This window comes from Caldimicrobium sp. SLHALR3 (assembly GCF_058692735.1).
Genome location: NZ_CP182484.1, coordinates 1,090,342 through 1,107,348, shown reverse-complemented (window position 1 = coordinate 1,107,348; position 17,007 = coordinate 1,090,342). Strand labels below are relative to the sequence as shown.

Annotated in this window: 20 protein-coding genes; 10 read left to right on the top strand and 10 right to left on the bottom strand. The window is 30.9% G+C overall.

Annotated features, from left to right (window positions below; all coding sequences use genetic code 11):
* The first annotated feature begins 5 nt into the window (after positions 1-5).
* Genes folP through ACLGLP_RS05875 form a run of 8 tightly spaced genes read left to right on the top strand, consistent with a single transcriptional unit; the run spans position 6 to position 6,885 of the window.
* Positions 6-848 carry a dihydropteroate synthase gene (gene folP / locus ACLGLP_RS05910; protein WP_492112356.1) on the top strand — a complete coding sequence of 281 codons (843 nt, stop codon included), beginning with the start codon at positions 6-8 and terminating at the stop codon, positions 846-848.
* A gap of 12 nt (positions 849-860) precedes the next feature.
* Positions 861-1,676: a diadenylate cyclase CdaA gene (gene cdaA / locus ACLGLP_RS05905; RefSeq protein WP_492112355.1), complete on the top strand. Its 816-nt coding sequence runs from the start codon at positions 861-863 to the stop codon at positions 1,674-1,676.
* A complete protein-coding gene (locus ACLGLP_RS05900) occupies positions 1,654-2,277 on the top strand; it encodes a CdaR family protein (RefSeq protein WP_492112354.1) in 624 nt (207 codons plus the stop codon). The genes cdaA and ACLGLP_RS05900 overlap by 23 nt, the downstream gene beginning before the upstream one ends.
* A gap of 13 nt (positions 2,278-2,290) precedes the next feature.
* A complete protein-coding gene (glmM, locus tag ACLGLP_RS05895) occupies positions 2,291-3,643 on the top strand; it encodes a phosphoglucosamine mutase (protein ID WP_492112353.1) in 1,353 nt (450 codons plus the stop codon).
* Complete coding sequence (locus ACLGLP_RS05890) at positions 3,644-3,778, top strand: hypothetical protein (RefSeq protein ID WP_492112352.1); 135 nt, start codon at positions 3,644-3,646, stop codon at positions 3,776-3,778.
* Positions 3,775-4,647: a 4Fe-4S binding protein gene (locus ACLGLP_RS05885; protein WP_492112351.1), complete on the top strand. Its 873-nt coding sequence runs from the start codon at positions 3,775-3,777 to the stop codon at positions 4,645-4,647. The genes ACLGLP_RS05890 and ACLGLP_RS05885 overlap by 4 nt, the downstream gene beginning before the upstream one ends.
* On the top strand, positions 4,622-5,794 hold the full coding sequence (locus tag ACLGLP_RS05880; RefSeq protein ID WP_492112350.1) for a class I SAM-dependent rRNA methyltransferase: 1,173 nt from the start codon (positions 4,622-4,624) through the stop codon (positions 5,792-5,794). Before ACLGLP_RS05885 ends, ACLGLP_RS05880 begins: the two co-directional genes overlap by 26 nt.
* Positions 5,791-6,885 carry a radical SAM protein gene (locus tag ACLGLP_RS05875; RefSeq protein WP_492112349.1) on the top strand — a complete coding sequence of 365 codons (1,095 nt, stop codon included), beginning with the start codon at positions 5,791-5,793 and terminating at the stop codon, positions 6,883-6,885. Before ACLGLP_RS05880 ends, ACLGLP_RS05875 begins: the two co-directional genes overlap by 4 nt.
* Here ACLGLP_RS05875 and ACLGLP_RS05870 read toward each other — a convergent pair.
* The 3 genes from ACLGLP_RS05870 to sfsA are packed head-to-tail and all read right to left on the bottom strand — an operon-like array spanning position 6,882 to position 9,607.
* A complete protein-coding gene (locus tag ACLGLP_RS05870; protein ID WP_492112348.1) occupies positions 6,882-7,772 on the bottom strand; it encodes a J domain-containing protein in 891 nt (296 codons plus the stop codon). The genes ACLGLP_RS05875 and ACLGLP_RS05870 overlap by 4 nt on opposite strands.
* Entirely contained in the window at positions 7,769-8,455 is a 687-nt protein-coding gene (locus ACLGLP_RS05865; protein WP_492112347.1) for a phosphorylase family protein, read from the bottom strand. Before ACLGLP_RS05865 ends, ACLGLP_RS05870 begins: the two co-directional genes overlap by 4 nt.
* Before the next feature lie 6 nt (positions 8,456-8,461).
* Positions 8,462-9,607, bottom strand: a complete 1,146-nt coding sequence (sfsA, locus tag ACLGLP_RS05860; RefSeq protein ID WP_492112346.1) for a DNA/RNA nuclease SfsA — start codon at positions 9,605-9,607, stop codon at positions 8,462-8,464.
* 41 nt (positions 9,608-9,648) lie between these two features.
* Between sfsA and ACLGLP_RS05855 the strand changes: the two genes are divergently transcribed.
* Positions 9,649-10,176 (top strand): RNA methyltransferase, encoded by a 528-nt coding sequence (locus tag ACLGLP_RS05855; protein ID WP_492112345.1) that lies wholly within the window; start codon positions 9,649-9,651, stop codon positions 10,174-10,176.
* Between the two features lie 69 nt (positions 10,177-10,245).
* Positions 10,246-12,015 (top strand): GTPase HflX, encoded by a 1,770-nt coding sequence (gene hflX / locus ACLGLP_RS05850; RefSeq protein ID WP_492112344.1) that lies wholly within the window; start codon positions 10,246-10,248, stop codon positions 12,013-12,015.
* On the opposite strand, the gene rsfS is transcribed toward hflX, so the two are convergent.
* The 7 genes from rsfS to ACLGLP_RS05815 are packed head-to-tail and all read right to left on the bottom strand — an operon-like array spanning position 11,924 to position 16,995.
* Positions 11,924-12,295: a ribosome silencing factor gene (rsfS, locus tag ACLGLP_RS05845; protein ID WP_492112343.1), complete on the bottom strand. Its 372-nt coding sequence runs from the start codon at positions 12,293-12,295 to the stop codon at positions 11,924-11,926. The genes hflX and rsfS overlap by 92 nt on opposite strands.
* Entirely contained in the window at positions 12,296-12,499 is a 204-nt protein-coding gene (locus ACLGLP_RS05840) for a DUF6485 family protein (protein ID WP_492112342.1), read from the bottom strand.
* An 11-nt stretch (positions 12,500-12,510) separates the two neighbouring features.
* Entirely contained in the window at positions 12,511-14,355 is a 1,845-nt protein-coding gene (gene glmS, locus ACLGLP_RS05835; RefSeq protein WP_492112341.1) for a glutamine--fructose-6-phosphate transaminase (isomerizing), read from the bottom strand.
* A gap of 3 nt (positions 14,356-14,358) precedes the next feature.
* The gene (locus ACLGLP_RS05830; RefSeq protein ID WP_492112340.1) at positions 14,359-14,664 is read right to left on the bottom strand and encodes an HNH endonuclease; all 306 of its coding nucleotides are present in this window, start codon (positions 14,662-14,664) and stop codon (positions 14,359-14,361) included.
* Positions 14,661-15,344, bottom strand: a complete 684-nt coding sequence (gene cmk, locus ACLGLP_RS05825; RefSeq protein WP_492112339.1) for a (d)CMP kinase — start codon at positions 15,342-15,344, stop codon at positions 14,661-14,663. Before cmk ends, ACLGLP_RS05830 begins: the two co-directional genes overlap by 4 nt.
* A gap of 1 nt (position 15,345) precedes the next feature.
* Positions 15,346-15,768, bottom strand: a complete 423-nt coding sequence (gene nusB, locus ACLGLP_RS05820) for a transcription antitermination factor NusB (protein WP_492112338.1) — start codon at positions 15,766-15,768, stop codon at positions 15,346-15,348.
* 3 nt (positions 15,769-15,771) lie between these two features.
* A complete protein-coding gene (locus ACLGLP_RS05815; protein WP_492112337.1) occupies positions 15,772-16,995 on the bottom strand; it encodes a type I glyceraldehyde-3-phosphate dehydrogenase in 1,224 nt (407 codons plus the stop codon).
* Positions 16,996-17,007: the final 12 nt, after the last annotated feature.

The following is a 17,007-nucleotide window of genomic DNA, read 5'->3' as shown; positions in this document are numbered from 1 at the left end:
TTTTTATGCTTCCGCCTTTAATTTTTGGTTCAAAAATTTTGGATTGGACTAAATCTCCTTATTTCGTTGGAATACTTAATGTTACCCCTGACTCTTTTTCAGACGGAGGAAAGTATTTAAATATAGAGTCAGCATTGAAAAGAGCTAAAGAGTTGCTAGAAGAAGGTGCAGACATTATTGATGTAGGAGGTGAGTCAACCCGCCCTTTTTCAGACCCTGTTCCTGAAGATGAAGAATTAAAAAGAGTCATTCCGGTAATAAAAGCTATTAAAAAAGAATTTCCTAAAGCTATTATTTCTGTAGATACATATAAAAGTAAGGTAGCTGAAAGGGCTTTAGAAGCTGGGGCAGAAATCATTAATGATATAAGTGCTTTGCGCTTTGATCCTAAAATGGTTGAAGTTGTAAAGGTTTTTAGTTGTCCTGTAATAATTATGCATATGCAAGGTAATCCCAAAACTATGCAGATAAATCCTACTTATAAAGATGTAGTAAGTGAAGTTAAGGATTTTTTGAAAAAAAGAATTGAATTTTTGGTAGAAAAAGGGATTTCTTTTGAAAAAATTATAGTTGATCCTGGTATAGGATTTGGCAAAACTTTTGAACATAATCTACAAATTCTCAAAAACCTTGATTCATTTAAAGAACTAAATCGCCCCATTTTAATAGGACATTCAAGAAAAAGCTTTATTGGAGAAATTGTCAAAAAACCTCCTTATCAAAGGGATGGAGGAACTGTAGGTATTTCTATTTTCGCTTATTTAAAAGGAGCACATCTTTTAAGGGTTCATAAAGTTGATATTAATAGGGATGCACTAACTACTTTTAAATTTTTAAATAAAAATTAAAGAGGTCTGATTTTGATTTCTGGAAAAATTTTAGAAATTTTGAAGGCATTAACTTTTAGAGATGTTTTAGATATAGCTATTGTTACTTTTATAATATATAGAATTCTTCTCTTAATTCATGGAAGTAGAGCCTTTCAAATGGCAGCAGGACTTACTATAATAGTTTTAATATATCTCATATCAGAGACCTTTCAGCTTTTAACTCTAAACTGGATCCTACATACCTTTATGTCCTCTATATTTATTTTAATTATTATTGTCTTTCAGGAAGACATAAGAAAAGCTCTTGCTCAAATTGGGAAACCTACTTTTCTAAAATTCCAGACCGAATTTTCTTACGGTATCGAAGAAGTAGTAAAAGCAGTTACAGCTCTGGCAGAAAAAAGAATAGGTGCTTTGATCGTTTTTGAGAGAGAAATAAGCTTAAAAGATTTTTTAGAAGGAGCTATAATACTTGACTCTAAGGTAACTAAGGAACTTCTTATAAGTATTTTTAATCCTAAAAGCCCTTTACATGATGGAGCAGTTATAATAAGTAAGGGAAAAATCCTTGCTGCTGGGGTAATACTTCCTCTTTCCACCAATCCAGATATAGCAAGAGATCTCGGAACAAGACATAGAGCTGCTATAGGAATTACTGAAATTACAGACGCAGTTGCTATAGTAGTTTCTGAAGAAACAGGATATATTTCTTTAGCAGTAAGTGGTAAAATAACAAGAGATGTTACACCTGCTACCTTAAGAAAAATGCTTTCTCAACTTTTGGGATTTGAATCAAAAGCCCCCTGGTGGGTAAGAATAGGTTATGAAATTCAAAAGGGAACATAAGTTAAAAATAATTTCCTTTCTCTTAGCTGTAACTTTATGGTATTTTGTCGTTTTGGGTAAACCTATAGAAACAAAGCTTGAAGTTCCTATTGTTTTAAAATCATCTAATTCTAATTATTTAATAGAAGTTAATCCCTCTGAAATTACGCTAAAAGTAGAGGCTACAAGAAAAATATTAAGAACTTTTCCCAACAATAATCTTAAATTAGAAATCGATGCCTCCCGCTATCCTTCAGGTATTCATCAAATAAGAGTTCCTATAGAAAAATTAAATCTTCCTTCAGATTTAAAAATAATAGAAATTAAACCTGATACAATAACTTTAGTTATCAAAAAGGTAGGAACCAAAAAAGTTCCTATTAAACCTTCTTATGATGAAGAACAATATTATTTTCCCAAAAAATTTAAACTGATAATAAAACCTTCTTATGCTATTGTTAAAGCCCCTGTAGAAATTTTAAGTAACATTCATTACATAACAACAGAACCTTTAAATATTTTTAAATTAAAAATAAAAGGAGAAACAGAAATAGAACTTATTCTTCCATCTGGAGCTTTATCAGTATATCCTAAAAAGGTAAAAATAATTTATCGTGAGTAAGGGGATTTAAGATATGAAGAGAAAACTGTTTGGAACTGATGGAATAAGAGGAGAAGCTAATGTTTTCCCAATGCTTCCTGAAATAGCTTTACAAGTTGGTAGAGCCATTGGATATTTATTTAAAAATAGTGTTCATTCCAGTAAAGTTCTTATTGGAAAGGATACTCGTCTTTCAGGCTATATATTTGAGTCAGCATTAGTTGCAGGGCTTTGTTCAATGGGAATTTCAACTTTATTAATTGGCCCTCTACCTACTCCTGCAGTAGCATTTTTAACTAAGGATATGCGAGCTGACGCAGGAGTAATGATCTCAGCTTCACACAATCCCTATTACGATAATGGTATTAAAATCTTTGATAGATACGGTTACAAGCTGCCAGATGAATTAGAGGAAAAAATTGAAGAACTTGTTTTTGATGAAAAATTTTCTATGAAAAGATGTTTAAAAAGTGAACTTGGAAGAGCCTATAGAGTAAAGGATGCCATTGGAAGATACGCAGTTCATTTAAAATCTGTAGTCCCCTCTTACATTAATTTTGAAGGAATAAAAGTTGTAATAGATTGTGCTAACGGAGCTGCTTATCAAATAGGACCTCAAGTTTTAGAAGAGCTTGGAGCTGAAGTTATTTCTATTGGATGCAGTCCCAATGGATTAAATATAAACGATGAATGCGGAGCACTTTATCCTGAAAAAATAAAAAAATTGGTTTTAGAAAAAAAGGCACATATTGGTATAGCACTTGATGGAGACGGAGATAGAATTGTGATAGTTGATGAAAAAGGAAATCTAATAGACGGAGATGATATTTTAGCTATTTTTGCCCTTGATTTTAAAGAAAGGGGAATTCTTTCAAATAATACAGTAGTTGGGACAATTATGAGTAATTTAGGATTGGAAAATTTTTTAAAAACTAAGGGTATATCCTTCGTTAGAACATCTGTAGGAGATAGATATGTGCTTATGAAAATGAAAGAAATTGGAAGTATACTTGGTGGTGAAACCTCTGGTCATATTATTTTTCTTGACAAAACAACCACAGGAGATGGACTTCTTACAGGAATAAGGCTCATTTCTTTAATGAAAGAAAAAGAAAAAGCGCTCTCCGAACTTGCCCACCTTTTTGAAAAAATACCTCAAATAATAGTAAATGTGAAGGTCAAAGAAAAAAAACCTGTAGAAGAAATAGAAGGTCTTAAAGAAAAATTAACCTTAGCAAAATCTAAAATAGGTAAAAATGGGAGAATTGTAATAAGACCCTCTGGAACTGAACCAAAATATAGAATAATGGTTGAAGGAGAAAATAAAGAAATTATTGAAGAAATAGCAAAAGAACTTGCTGAATACATAAGTCAAAAGCTTAATTAAATGAAAAAGCTTGTTCTTCTTCTCTGGATACTTATTTTTGTAGGATTTTTTTTAGGTATTTTATTCAAAGGTAATAATTTTGTCAAAGAAAGGGCATCAATCCTTTGTTTATCCTGTATGGGATTAGAAGAATGAAAAGAAAATGGGTTCAATTAATTTCAACCTTTATTCACAACGGTTATTTTGGATTTTTAGTAAATAGTAAAATTTACACAGGTTTTCTAAAAAATTTTTGTGGACCTGGACTTAACTGTTATTCCTGTCCTGCAAGTCTTTTTGCCTGTCCCCTTGGAATTTTACAAAACTTTTTTATCTCAGTAAGAATTATCTCCTGGCAAGTTTTAATAGGTTCTTTTTTCTATATTATGAGTTTCTTTCTACTTTTTGGTCTTCTCTTAGGAAGATTTATTTGCGGTTGGCTATGTCCTTTTGGATTTTTTCAGGATTTGCTTTATAAGATTCCCTTTTTAAAAAGAAAAATTATTTTCCCTTTTCAGCTTCAACGTTCTTTTAAATTTTTATTTCTAAGTTTTTTTGTAATTATCCTACCCTTATTTTTAACAAACGAATTTGGATATGGAACTTTATGGTTCTGTAAATATTTGTGTCCTGTAGGAACAATAGAGGCTGGATATTTTAACCTTCTCTTGCATCCTTCTTTAACTCCTCTTATAGGCTTTGTTTTTTATTTAAAAACCTTTATATTAATTGGACTTTTAATCTTGTGCCTTGTAGATTTGAGATTTTTTTGTAAAAACATTTGCCCTCTTGGACTTATTTATGGGGCATTTAATAAAATAGGAATTTTTAAACTTTCTTTTAATAAAAAAAATTGCAATTTATGCAAAGTTTGTGAAAAGGTATGCCCAATTGACCTTTCTATACCAGAAGAACTTAACTCCATAGAGTGTATAAGATGTTTAAATTGTCTTAAAGTATGTCCTACCAAGGCTATAAATTTAGAAGTACAAAAACCTTATGAATTATCCAGTTATCACACTTAATAAAACAGGTATTAAAAGGTATCTAAACAATCACTTATGGTTCACCTTTAAAGAAATTCTTCATTTTGAAAAAGTTAAGGAAAAGATAGAACCTGGCTCATTAGTAAATGTAGTTTCTGAAGAAAATAACTTTTTAGGGTGTGGATACTTTAATCCTAAAAGTTATTATTCGTTAAAACTATTAGCTAAAGAAAAAACTATCATAGATAAAAATTTCTTTTTGAAAAAATTTTCTCAGGCTTTAACTTTAAGAAAGTATATTTATCCGAAAGAAACCTGTTTCAGACTTATTTTTTCTGAAGGAGACTTTCTACCCGGACTTATTATTGACATTTATGAAAAAGTTGCTGTTATCCAAATACAAACTCTTGGCATGGAAAATCTGAAAAATCTTATAATCTCAGCTTTAAAAGAACTTTTAAACCCGAAAGCCATTATACTAAAAAATGATTCTTCTAAAAGATTAGAGGAAGAACTTGAGCTTTATGTAGAAGTTGTCTATGGAAAAACTGAAGAAATAATTTCTGTTGAAATAGATGAAATAAGGTTTCTTATACCTGTTTTAAAAGGACAAAAAACAGGCTTCTTTTTGGATCAAAGAGAAAATAGAAAATTTTTAAAAGGTATAGCAAAAGATCAAATAATATTAGATGGATTTTCTTATGTAGGTGGATTTGCTTTTTATGCTTTAAAAGGCGGTGCCAAAAAAGCTTTTCTCATTGATAGATCAGAATTTGCTTTAAGTCTTGCTGAAGAAATAGCAAAAATTAATGGATGGAAAGAAAAGATAATAACCTTTCAGGGAGACATTTTTCAAATCCTTAAAAACCCTCCTAAATCAGATATTATAGTTCTTGATCCACCAGCATTTATAAAGAGTTCAAAAGATATAAAGGCTGGAGAAAAAAAATACGAAAATCTTTATTTTCTTGGAATTAAGGCTCTGGAAGAGGGATTTATTTTTGCCTTTTCTTGTTCTCATTTTTTTAAAATTGAAAAAATGAAAGAATTGATTAAAAATTGTTTAAAAGGGACAAAAAAAGAGGGAAAGATTATTTTTTATGCTTCACAAGCCCCTGACCATCCTGTCAATCCCTTTGTTGAGGAAACTTTTTATTTAAAGGGTTTAGGAATTTATATAAAATGAAGTGTAAAGTATGCTTAAAAGAAAAAAGTATAGTTTCTCAAATTTTGGAGGTTTGTGTTGATTGTATAAGAGACTTGCCAGAAAAAGTAAAGCCCTTTGTAGAAAAAGCCCATAAAATTAGCAGAGTCCCTTTTGGTCTTCCTCCTAACTTGCCTTCTTCTAAAGATGGAATAAAGTGCAAAATATGTGCTAATGAGTGCAAAATTTCTGAAAATCAATATGGTTTTTGTGGTCTTAGAAAAAACATAAACGGAAGACTTATAGGTCCAAGTTATAGAGAGGCTAAGGTTTCTTGGTATCTTGATCCATTACCTACAAATTGTGTGGCAGACTGGGTATGCCCAGCTGGAACAGGATGTGGATATCCTGAATTTGCCTATAAACCTGGTGCAGAAACTGGATATTATAATTTGGCTGTATTTTTTCATGCCTGTAGCCTTAATTGTTTATTTTGTCAAAACTGGCATTTTAGGGAACTTACTTTTAAACCAGAAACCAAATCTGTAGAAGATTTACTAAAAGCTTTAACTCCTAAGGTTTCCTGTATTTGTTATTTTGGAGGGGATCCCTCCCCACAACTTCCCTTTGCTATCAAAGCCTCTGAAGAAGCTTTAAAAAACAAAAAAAATAGAATTTTAAGAATCTGCTGGGAAACTAACGGACTTATGAACAAAAATATGCTTAAAAAGGTAATTAAACTTTCGTTAATCTCAGGGGGTTGTATAAAATTTGATTTAAAAGCCTGGGATGAAAATTTACATATTGCTTTAACAGGCGTTTCCAACAAAAAAATTTTAGAAAATTTTGCTTTCGTTTCTCAATATATAAAAGAAAGACCTAAAGTGCCTCTTCTTATTGCAAGCACCCTCCTTGTTCCAGGATATATAGATGAAAAAGAAATAAAAGGTATTGCTCAATTTATAGCTGATTTGAATCCAGAAATTCCTTATAGGCTACTTGCCTTTTATCCTCATTTTTACATGAGAGACCTACCCTTAACTTCAAAGGAATTTGCTTACCGATGTTATGAAGTGGCTAAAAAAGCTGGATTAAAAAGAATTTCCATAGGAAATATACACCTTTTAAGCTAAAACTCTACAACCTCTCTATTAAATCCGTTTAAATCTTCTTCTTTCTTTTCAAAATTAATAGTCTTATGGTTAAGTATGTTTAAAACCTCTTCTTCCTCAAGTTTTTCAAATTCTATCACTACTCCTTCAAGAAAAACTTTTTGAAATTCTTCAGGATTATAAAAAAATATATAAGAGTTTGATTTAATTTCAGCTTCTAAATAAACAAGACAATCTCTAATAAAGGCTTCCTTAGGAATAAAGTTTTTAAACTTTTGAGCATCTTCTTTAAATTCCCTTTCTAATAAAACCCAAGGTTCTAAATACTCCCTTTTTATACAACCAAGATATTTATAATTTAGAAATTTTCTATAATATTCTTCATAAGTATTTCTTTTTAAGATCAATTTTTTAAGCAAAATAATTTCTTTAAAAAACATTTGCTTTTTGGTATTTCTCAATCCTGAAAAATTCATATAGGTAACGATATCAAAAAGTTTAATTTTTAATCCCTTAGATTCTTCGTAAAGATTTTTTAGATATTCAAAACCATTTTCTAAGTATTGCCAGAGTTTTTCTTTTAGAAGCTGGTTATAAAAATTGAGCTTTCTATTTTGGGTTTTTAATTCTTCTATTTCCCTCTGCAAAGTTTTTCTCGAAAGTCTTTCTATGTATTTTTTTCTATAGGCTCTAAAATTTTCTGGATTTTTATCAAGATTTATACTTTCAAAAGCAAGATTTATTTCTAAGGCCTTCTTAGGATCTCCTCCTTTATCAGGGTGATAGACAAGCTGAAATACTCTATAAATTGCTTTTATTAATTTAAAAAGGGTTTCTTCGTCAAATTCTTTAACAATTTGCGGAGAAAGCCCAAAAATTTCAAAGGGATTCTTTTTTCTATTTTTCATAATTTATACTCAAGAAAATCTTTTAATATTTCAAAAAGTCTTTCTCTTTTAGTTAAAATTTCTTTTTCAGGTCTTTTACTAAAAATTTTACCCACCTCATCTACTATAAAATGTAAAGCCATAACCTTCATTTGTAAAGACTTACCAACTGAAAACAGAGCTGAAGTTTCCATATCTACTGCTTCTACTTTATTTCTCCATTTTTTTAAGTATTCCTTATTTTTTTCAAACACAAAGGGAGCATCAACAGAAATTATGTTTCCTTTTTGAAAGGGTATTTCCTTTTTAGCAATTTCTTTTTCTATTTTTTTAAACAAAAGCATATCCGGATAAAAGACCCTCTTTCTGGGGAAGTATAATTTGCTAACACCTTCAAGAGAATAGGCTCTTTCAGGCAAAAATAAATCTCCTAAACTAAGCTTATAATTTACTTTTCCAGACCATCCTATTCCGATAATTTCTTTTAAACCTAAAGATTTTAATACTTCTAAAATTATGCTTAAAAGTGAAGCTCCTATTAAAGGACCTAAAATAAGAGCTTTTTCGTTATAACCTATTTGTAAATTTAAAAACTTTATATATTTTCCTGTAAAAAGTGCTCTTTTTGCATAATCCCATTCTGGCTGAGTAAAAAAAATGACTGCTCTTGAACCAGTTTCAATATTTAATCTTGGCAAAAACATAATTTTTTATTCAAGATTAATTCTATCTATTCTATATTTTATAATCAAATTTTGAAATACTTCATTTTCAAAAGGATTTTGAAAAAAATAAAAGAGATGAGATTCGCACTTACAATCTGACGATCCAAATCTTAAAATAGGCTTATCAGAAATGGAAAAAAGCTCTTTGGCAATTTCACATTCTAATTTTTCTGCACTTCTTATAGGGATAGATTTTAAATTTGAAGCTTTTAAAAGTAAGTAATCTATATGCCATTTTAATTTTTTCTTTTTCCTGAAATGTCTTTTAATTCTTTTTGACAAATTATTCATAGATGAGCCTACATAAACATAAAATCCTTTTTTAAAAATTTTTTCCCCCAAGTTTCCGATTTTTATTTTTTCTTCGTTTTTAAGCTCAAATACTAAAAGATATGTTCCTTTGTCTTCTATTTTTTTAAAAAAATCAAAAGGGATTTGAAGTTCTTTTATTTCTTTTATATAAGTAAAGGTCTCGTCCCACTTTAGACTCAATGCTTTAATTAATATTTCTTCCTTAGCTTCAATCAAGGCTTTAGAAAATTCGTAATCAATATGATAGGCAGGTAAAAAGTATTTTATTTCTGGATTCATGACTACAAAAAGAATACCGCTCTTTAGTCCTTTTCTCTGAATTTCTCTTAGTTCCAAAATATGTTTTGTTCCTCTCTTGGTTTCTGCATCAGGAAACATAGCTATTTTTTTACCAAAAAGTGTGCAAGTCTTAATTTCTAAAATAAGTCTTTCTTGGGTGTGTTTTTTCTCAAGTAATAAGTCAAATCTTGAGGATCCAAAGCTGACTTCTTCTTTCAAAACTACGAAACCCTTTAAAAATTCTATTTTTTCTTCCTCAACAAGTTTTTTAATTACCTTATTAGTTAAATGAGTGTGAAGAAGGATAAAATTTGAATTTTTCTGGCAAGCTAAAACTGTGTAAGGAATTTTAGAAGGTTTATTATTTTCAAAAAGAAGAAGAGGTTTTCCTGGCAATAATAATTCCCAGAGTCTTCCTGGATTGGGAAGATAGGCTAAAACTTCTTTATTTTTAAATTTTGCTTTTACCACAAAACGATTTAGCCTTTTTAAAAAAGTAGCTTTTATTTTTTTAAAGTTAAAGGGATATTCGATTTTCATATATAGGTGATTTTACCTCAAAATTAAATATAATTAATGCCATGGTTAAAAAATTAGAGGGTGAAGAAATCTTAAAAAAGTGGAGAAAAATACGTCCTAAAGAGAGATATCCTATCGTTGCTATTCTTGATAATATAAGAAGTGCTTATAATGTAGGATCAATGTTTAGAACCGCGGAATGTGCTTATATTTCAAAACTTGTTTTGTGTGGAATCACTCCACATCCTCCCCATCCCAAGATTGAAAAAACTGCACTTGGGACAACAAATTTAGTTCCTTGGAGCTATTTTGAAAACACATTAGATGCTGTTAAAAATTTTAAAAATAAAGGGTTTAAAATTGCAGTTCTTGAAATTACAGAAAAAAGTATTCCTGTTCAAAGTATTGAAAAAAGCTTTTTTCCTTTGGCTTTAGTAATAGGAAATGAAGTAACGGGTGTAAGTGAAGAAGTGTTTCCTGAAGCTGATTTAATTTTAGAAATTCCACTTTATGGAGAAAAAGAATCCCTTAATGTTGCTTTAGCCTTTGGAATAGCCATTTTTTTACTTCTTGAAAAACTAAAAAGTTAAAAGTAACTCTTGTAATAAAAAAATTTTTTTTTATATTTATTTTATAACTCAGCCTATTTAAGGAGGTAAATGAGTTATACCGTTTTTGGAAATACTGCAGGATTAAAACCAAGTGAACTTAGAAAGTTAGAAAAGATCTATAGGCGTAAAGTTCCTCCTTCATCTATTATCACTCATGAATTAGCAAGAGAAATTTCCAAAATCTCTGCAGAATTAAATCGTCAGGTAGGAGTTCTTATTAATAGAAAAGGTGAAATAGATTTTGTCATAGTGGGAACTTTTAACAGAATAGAAATTCCTGAACTTAAGGGATATCGTGATCACATAGCAAGATTAAAGGGATTAAGATTTATCCATACCCATCTTCTTACCAATCAAAGCAAGCACTCTGGTCTTGATCAGGATGATTTACTTGATTTAGCTTTTTTAAGATTAGATTTAATAGGAGCTTTAGAAGTTAAAGAAGATGGAGAACCTGGAAAAATCTATATTGCACACATACTCCCTGATCCAGAATTTTATAGGGGTAACCTTTCTGATCAGGAAGAAAAATTTTTCTACTTTTTAAATCCCTGCTATGTATGGGAATTGAAGGAAAACTTTCTTGAATTGATTAAAAATTTAGAAGACGAATTAGAAAGGATAAAACCTCTTAAAGAAGTAGGAGAAAATAAGGATCGTGCCATTCTCATTTTTATTAAAGAACCAAAAGATATTTACATTGAAGAAAGAATAGAGGAGCTTGAGGAACTTGCAAGAACAGCAGGAGTAACTGTAGTAGGCAAAATAATTCAAAAAAAGGTCTCCCCAGATCCAAGATATGTAATAGGAAAAGGAAAGCTTGTAGAAGTTATGATTGAAGCTATGAGAAATAGAGCAAATTTGCTCATTTTTGACAGAGAACTTACTCCTTCTCAAGTCAGAGCTCTTACTGAGATTACAGATTTAAGAGTTATAGATAGAACTCAATTAATCCTTGATATCTTTGCTCAAAGGGCATCTTCCAGAGAGGGAAAGATTCAGGTTGAAATTGCTCAACTAAAGTATGCGCTCCCTCGTCTAAGGGCAAAGGATGATGCCTTCTCTCGTTTAACTGGAGGTATTGGAGGAAGAGGACCTGGAGAAACTAAATTAGAAATTGATAGAAGAAGAATAAAAGATAAAATTGCTAGACTTGAAAAAGAACTTAAAAAAATTTCTCAGGAAAGAGACCTTAGAAGAAAAAGAAGAAAAAAACTTAATTTTAAAGTCGTTTCTTTAATCGGTTATACCAATGCAGGAAAAACTACCCTTCTTAACACATTGGCAAAAACTCAATACCTTGCAGAAGATAAATTATTTGCCACTTTAGATCCTGTAACAAAGTTAATAAAAACAAAAAATGGTAAAGTTTTTCTTTTAACTGATACAGTAGGATTTATAAGAGATCTTCCAGAAGATCTCAAAAAAGCTTTTAGAGCTACTTTAGAAGAACTCTATTCTGCAGACATTCTTTTACATATAGTTGACATAGCTCATCCTGATTTTGAAAATCATATTAAGACTGTTGAAGAAATTCTTGAAGAAATGGAGCTTATTTCTACTCCAAGAATTATTGTTTTTAATAAAATAGATCTTTTAGAGAAAAAAGAAAACTTTTCTCCCTTGTGGCTTAAAAACCTAATTTCAAAATATAATGCTATACCCATTTCTGCTAAAATGGGGATTAATTTAGACCTGCTTATAGAAGCTATAGAAAATAAGTTATTTACTCTTGAAAAAGAGGAGCCTGAGATTTATTTTGTGCCTTCCGAAAAGGAGGCTCTCCCCACAACTCCTCAAGAGCATAAATTCTTCTAATAGGTTCATAAAATATATGAACTATTACTGTTTCATAGTCCATCACAACCCATTGTCCTAACTCTAAACCTTCTACACCAAGTGGTTTAATTCCCAATCTTTCAAGTTCTAAAGTTATGAATTCACAGAGTCCTTGAGCATGCTTGGTAGAATGGGTGCTACATATTATAAAAAAATCTGCGTAATCTACTTTCTTTCTCACATCTATTAAAATTATCTCCTCAGCTTTTTTTGATTCTAAAAGGTTTACTATCTCTTTAGCTAAAGCTTCACTTTCCATTTATATCTTTCCTTGTTGAACTAATTTAGCAAAGAATTCAAAACTTCTGTCATATGTTTTTTCATATTCAGGAGGAAAAAAGCAGCCAGGAAGTTGTCTCATTCTTAAATGATACCTTAAACATTCACAGCAAATACCTTTTTTAGGACAGGGCTCATAGGTGCAATTACATTTTTTCAAATTTTCTTCTCTTTTACATTCCATTTTTCCACCTCCTATTCTACAGTAACACTTTTAGCAAGATTTCTTGGTTTATCTACATCACATCCTCTTAAAACTGCCATTTCATAGGCAAAGAGCTGTAAAGGGATTACATAAAATATAGGCAATAATTCATAAAAGGTCAATGGAATTTCTATAAAGTCTTCAGCAATTTTTTTGAACTCTTCTGAACCTTCAGAAACAAAGGCTATAATAGGACCTCTTCTTGATCTTACTTCTTCAGCATTGGAAAGAGTTTTTTCGTAAATAATCCCTGTTTCTTTTGCAGCAAGCACCACTGTAGGAAAGTTTTCATCAATCAATGCAATTGGACCGTGTTTCATTTCTCCTGCTGCATATCCCTCTGCATGAATATAAGATATCTCTTTTAACTTTAAAGCTCCTTCAAGAGCTATAGGATAAAGAATGTCTCTTCCTAAATAAAGACAGTTTCCTATATGATACCACTTCTCAGCTATTTTTTTAACCTCCGAATGAACCTTTTTAGTAAATTCTTCAAGAATTTGAGGAAGCTTTAGCAATGCCTCTATCTTATCTTTATTTTCATTCTGATTAAGAAGTACTCTTTTCAAGTAAAAAACTAACAGTATAAAAATTATTACCTGAGTTACAAATGCTTTAGTTGAAGCTACACTTATTTCTGGACCTGCTTGTGTGTAAAGAACTACATCACTTTCTCTTGCAATAGTGCTTCCCAATACATTACAAATAGATAAAATTTTAGCACCAAGCTTTTTAGCAAGTCTCAACCCTGCCAAAGTATCTGCTGTTTCTCCTGACTGAGAAATAGCTATAAATAGGGTTCGGGAATTTATTAAAGGTTCTCTATAACGAAATTCAGAAGCAAGATCAACTTCAACGGGAATTTTCAAATGTCTTTCTATCAAGTATTTAGATACCAATCCTGCGTGATAAGAAGTCCCACAGGCAACAACAAAAATCTTTTCTATGTCTTTAAAAAATTCTTTCTCAAGTCCTTCTTTTGAAAAATCTATTTCCTGTTTGTCAAGGTTTATTCTACCAAGTAGAGTATGTTTTATAGCCTCTGGCTGATCATAGATTTCTTTTAACATAAAATGAGGAAAACCACCCTTTTCTGCAGAAGAAATATCCCAGGAAATAAAAACCGGATTTCTTTCTATTTTATTCCCTTCTAAATCAAATATTTCAATTCTATCTTTATACAGTATAGCTACTTCACCATCATTTAAAAACAAAACATTTCTGGTAAAGGGTAATAAAGCCGGAATATCAGAAGCTAAAAAGTTTTCCCTTTCCCCAATTCCTAACACCACTGGACTCTGATTTCTGGCAACCATTATCAAATCTGGATTTTCTTTAGAAATAAGACCTATAGCATAAGCTCCTTTTAATCTCTTTAAAGCTGAAAGAAAAGCTCTTCTTAAATCTAAACCTTGGTTTATATAATCTTCTATTAAGTGCACTATTACTTCAGTGTCAGTTGCTGACTTAAATTTATGTCCCCTTTCTAAAAGTTCTTTTTTAAGTTCATAGTAATTTTCTATAATTCCATTGTGAACAACTGCAAGCATTTCTTTACAATCAAGATGGGGGTGAGCATTTTCATCTGAAGGCTCTCCATGAGTAGCCCACCTTGTATGCCCAAGCCCAGGAGCTACTGGCTTTTGAGGAAGATTTCCAAAAATCTTTTCCTCTAAGTTAAATACCCTACCCTTTACTTTTATAACCTTTATTTTTTTGTCCTCTAAAAAAACCACCCCTGCTGAATCATACCCTCTATATTCCAATCTTCTTAAACCTTCTAAAAGAACTGGCAAAATTTGTCTATCCCCTATATAACCTATGATCCCACACATTAATCATTCCTCCTGAGTTTTCCCCTTTAAAATTCTTAAATACTCTTCCCATTCCCAAGGAAGTAAATACTTCTTTTTGTTATTACATTCTTTACAAGCAGGAACTATATTAATTCTATCCGAGGTTCCCCCGCGAGAAAGGGGTATTTTATGATCCATAGTAAGTTCTTCTGGTTTAACCTTTCTACCACAATAATAACATATCCCTCTTTCTAATTGTTTCCTCCACCACCTGGTATTCTTAAGTTTTTTGGCTTTAGCTTTTTCTCTCTTTATAAACTCTTCCAAACTTAAAACTTTTCTTTTCATTTCTTGCTTTCTATTATTTTTAAAATTTCTTCTAAAACTTGTTCTGGAGTTAAATAAGATGTATCTATAATATAAGCACCTTCAGGAATAGTTAAAGGTGAAGTCTCTCTTTGACTATCTAAGTTATCCCTTAATTTTATGTTTTTTAAAATCTCTTCGTATAAACAATTTTCTTTTTCTGCCTTTTCTTTAAACCTTCTCTGAGCTCTTATTTTCTCATCAGCAGTTAAAAATATTTTTACATCTGCATAAGGAAAAACTACACTTCCCATATCCCTTCCCTCTGCAATTAAACTACCTGTAGCAAGACTTCTCATAAATTCGGTTAAAAATTCTCTAATTTTTTTATTTGCAGAAACTTGAGAGACCATTTCTTCTACCTCTTTATTTCTAAGTTCTTCACTTATAATTTTTCCGTTTAAATAAATATGTGTACCCGATGGCTTTAACTCTATTTTTATCTTTCTAAAAATCTCATTCAAAAAATTGAGTAAAGTATTTTTATCTTTTAAATATTTATCAAAGGACTCTTCTGAATTTATCAAAAGATAAGTTATAAGTCTATATAAGGCGCCTGATTCAAGTAAAGGAATGCTTAGTTTTTGGGCAAGCATTCTTGCAATCGTTGTCTTACCAGAAGAAGCAGGACCATCTATAGTAATAATTTTATTTCCCTGCATATTATTTTTTTATATTTTTTATTTCTTTTTTGTAAATACTATCTAAAACTCCGTTTATAAAGGCTGGGGAGTCATCGGTTCCATAAAGTTTGGCAAGTTCTATAGCTTCATTTATGGAAACCACTTCTGGAATATCTGGTCTAAAAAACATTTCATAAATAGCAAGTCTGAGAATGTTTTTATCTGTAAGATTAAGTCTTTCTAATGGCCAGGATGGTGTATATTTTTTTATTATCGCGTCTATAAATTCTATATTTTGGGAAACACCAAGGGCTAATTCTTCACCGAATTTAAATGCTTCGTTATCCTCTTTTATATTGAAGTAATTTTTGTAATTATTAATAGCTTCGGTTATAGGTATTTGAGCAGCTTCTTTCTGATAAAGAATTTGTAAAGCTATTTCCCTTCCTTTTCTTCTTTTCATAAATTATATCATTTTTTCTGCAATAAATACAGTTAAATCACCCATTAAGTTAGTATAAGAACCTAATTCATTATCATACCATCCATAAACTACTATCTGAGTAATAGGTATTTCTACATGAGTGCAAACAGTTTTACCTATTTCTGGTAAAACATTACATATATCAACTTTAGCTAAAGCTGTTCTGGTATGAGTTTCAGCGCCTTCAATAATAGCTGCTGCCCTGGGATAACCAATAATATCTGAGGAAACATTCTGTTCCATAGTAAAAATAAGAAAATCTTTGTATTTGGTATTGGCTGCTTCTTCGTAAATCTTATTTATCAAATCTCTGTTTATGTGATTTTCTATACTTTCATCTTGAATATTTACTGTCAAAATGATAAGACTCCCTGTATTCAAGGGGACCCTTACACTTTCAGCCATAAATCCAATCTTTTGCATCTCTGGTATAACAAGTCCTAAAGCTTCAGCAGCACCTGTAGTAGTTAAAATAATGTTATTAAATATGCTTCTTGTTCTTCTTAAGTCTTTTGCTCCTTCTTTAGGAAGTCTATCTAAAACTACCTGAGAACTTGTAACTGCATGAACCGTCACCATAGAAGCTGAAAGAATTCTATCTGCCCCAAAATAATCCAATAAAGGCTTAATCATAAAAGCTAAGCAAGTAGTTGTACAAGAAGCAGAAGAAATTATATTGTGCTTATTAGGTTGATACATATCTTCGTTAATGCCATAAATTACAGTGATCGCATCTTCGGGAATTCCTTTTTCTTTGTCTTTTATTTTAAAAGGCGCAGAAACTATTACTTTTTCAGCACCAGCTAAAAGATGTCCCCTTACAGAACCCTTAGGATCATCTGGATCAACATTGGGATCTCTAAACTTTCCCGAACACTCTACTACAAGTCTTACTCCTTCATCCCTCCAATTAATCTCTTTGGGATTTCTCGTTTTTCTAAGGATTTTCACCTTTACCCCATCTACATACATGGTTCCTTCTTTCTCATCGAGATTCTCTATAACTCTTTTTCCTTTATGTCCATAAAGATAAACTGGCAACCATCCATAGGTGCTATCCTTTTCTATATAATTTGCTATATCAGAAAGAGATGTTCCCACTTCCCTTCCTACATTCACTACTATTTCATCAAAATATTTCCTTGCTACATGATGCCAAAGAGTTAATTTTCCTATTCTTCCAAAACCATTTATACCTAATTTCATTTTTACACCTCC

Bases quoted from the DNA above. Each gene is read 5' to 3' on its own strand.
- ACLGLP_RS05885 (WP_492112351.1), top strand. From the start codon at position 3,775: ATGAAAAGAAAATGGGTTCAATTAATTTCAACCTTTATTCACAACGGT.
- glmM (WP_492112353.1), top strand. From the start codon at position 2,291: ATGAAGAGAAAACTGTTTGGAACTGATGGAATAAGAGGAGAAGCTAAT.
- ACLGLP_RS05815 (WP_492112337.1), bottom strand. From the start codon at position 16,995: ATGAAATTAGGTATAAATGGTTTTGGAAGAATAGGAAAATTAACTCTT.
- ACLGLP_RS05830 (WP_492112340.1), bottom strand. From the start codon at position 14,664: ATGAAAAGAAAAGTTTTAAGTTTGGAAGAGTTTATAAAGAGAGAAAAA.
- folP (WP_492112356.1), top strand. From the start codon at position 6: ATGCTTCCGCCTTTAATTTTTGGTTCAAAAATTTTGGATTGGACTAAA.
- ACLGLP_RS05870 (WP_492112348.1), bottom strand. From the start codon at position 7,772: ATGAAAAATAGAAAAAAGAATCCCTTTGAAATTTTTGGGCTTTCTCCG.
- rsfS (WP_492112343.1), bottom strand. From the start codon at position 12,295: ATGGAAAGTGAAGCTTTAGCTAAAGAGATAGTAAACCTTTTAGAATCA.
- hflX (WP_492112344.1), top strand. From the start codon at position 10,246: ATGAGTTATACCGTTTTTGGAAATACTGCAGGATTAAAACCAAGTGAA.
- glmS (WP_492112341.1), bottom strand. From the start codon at position 14,355: ATGTGTGGGATCATAGGTTATATAGGGGATAGACAAATTTTGCCAGTT.
- ACLGLP_RS05865 (WP_492112347.1), bottom strand. From the start codon at position 8,455: ATGTTTTTGCCAAGATTAAATATTGAAACTGGTTCAAGAGCAGTCATT.
- sfsA (WP_492112346.1), bottom strand. From the start codon at position 9,607: ATGAAAATCGAATATCCCTTTAACTTTAAAAAAATAAAAGCTACTTTT.
- ACLGLP_RS05840 (WP_492112342.1), bottom strand. From the start codon at position 12,499: ATGGAATGTAAAAGAGAAGAAAATTTGAAAAAATGTAATTGCACCTAT.
- ACLGLP_RS05875 (WP_492112349.1), top strand. From the start codon at position 5,791: ATGAAGTGTAAAGTATGCTTAAAAGAAAAAAGTATAGTTTCTCAAATT.
- ACLGLP_RS05890 (WP_492112352.1), top strand. From the start codon at position 3,644: ATGAAAAAGCTTGTTCTTCTTCTCTGGATACTTATTTTTGTAGGATTT.
- nusB (WP_492112338.1), bottom strand. From the start codon at position 15,768: ATGAAAAGAAGAAAAGGAAGGGAAATAGCTTTACAAATTCTTTATCAG.
- ACLGLP_RS05900 (WP_492112354.1), top strand. From the start codon at position 1,654: ATGAAATTCAAAAGGGAACATAAGTTAAAAATAATTTCCTTTCTCTTA.
- cmk (WP_492112339.1), bottom strand. From the start codon at position 15,344: ATGCAGGGAAATAAAATTATTACTATAGATGGTCCTGCTTCTTCTGGT.
- ACLGLP_RS05855 (WP_492112345.1), top strand. From the start codon at position 9,649: ATGGTTAAAAAATTAGAGGGTGAAGAAATCTTAAAAAAGTGGAGAAAA.
- ACLGLP_RS05880 (WP_492112350.1), top strand. From the start codon at position 4,622: ATGAATTATCCAGTTATCACACTTAATAAAACAGGTATTAAAAGGTAT.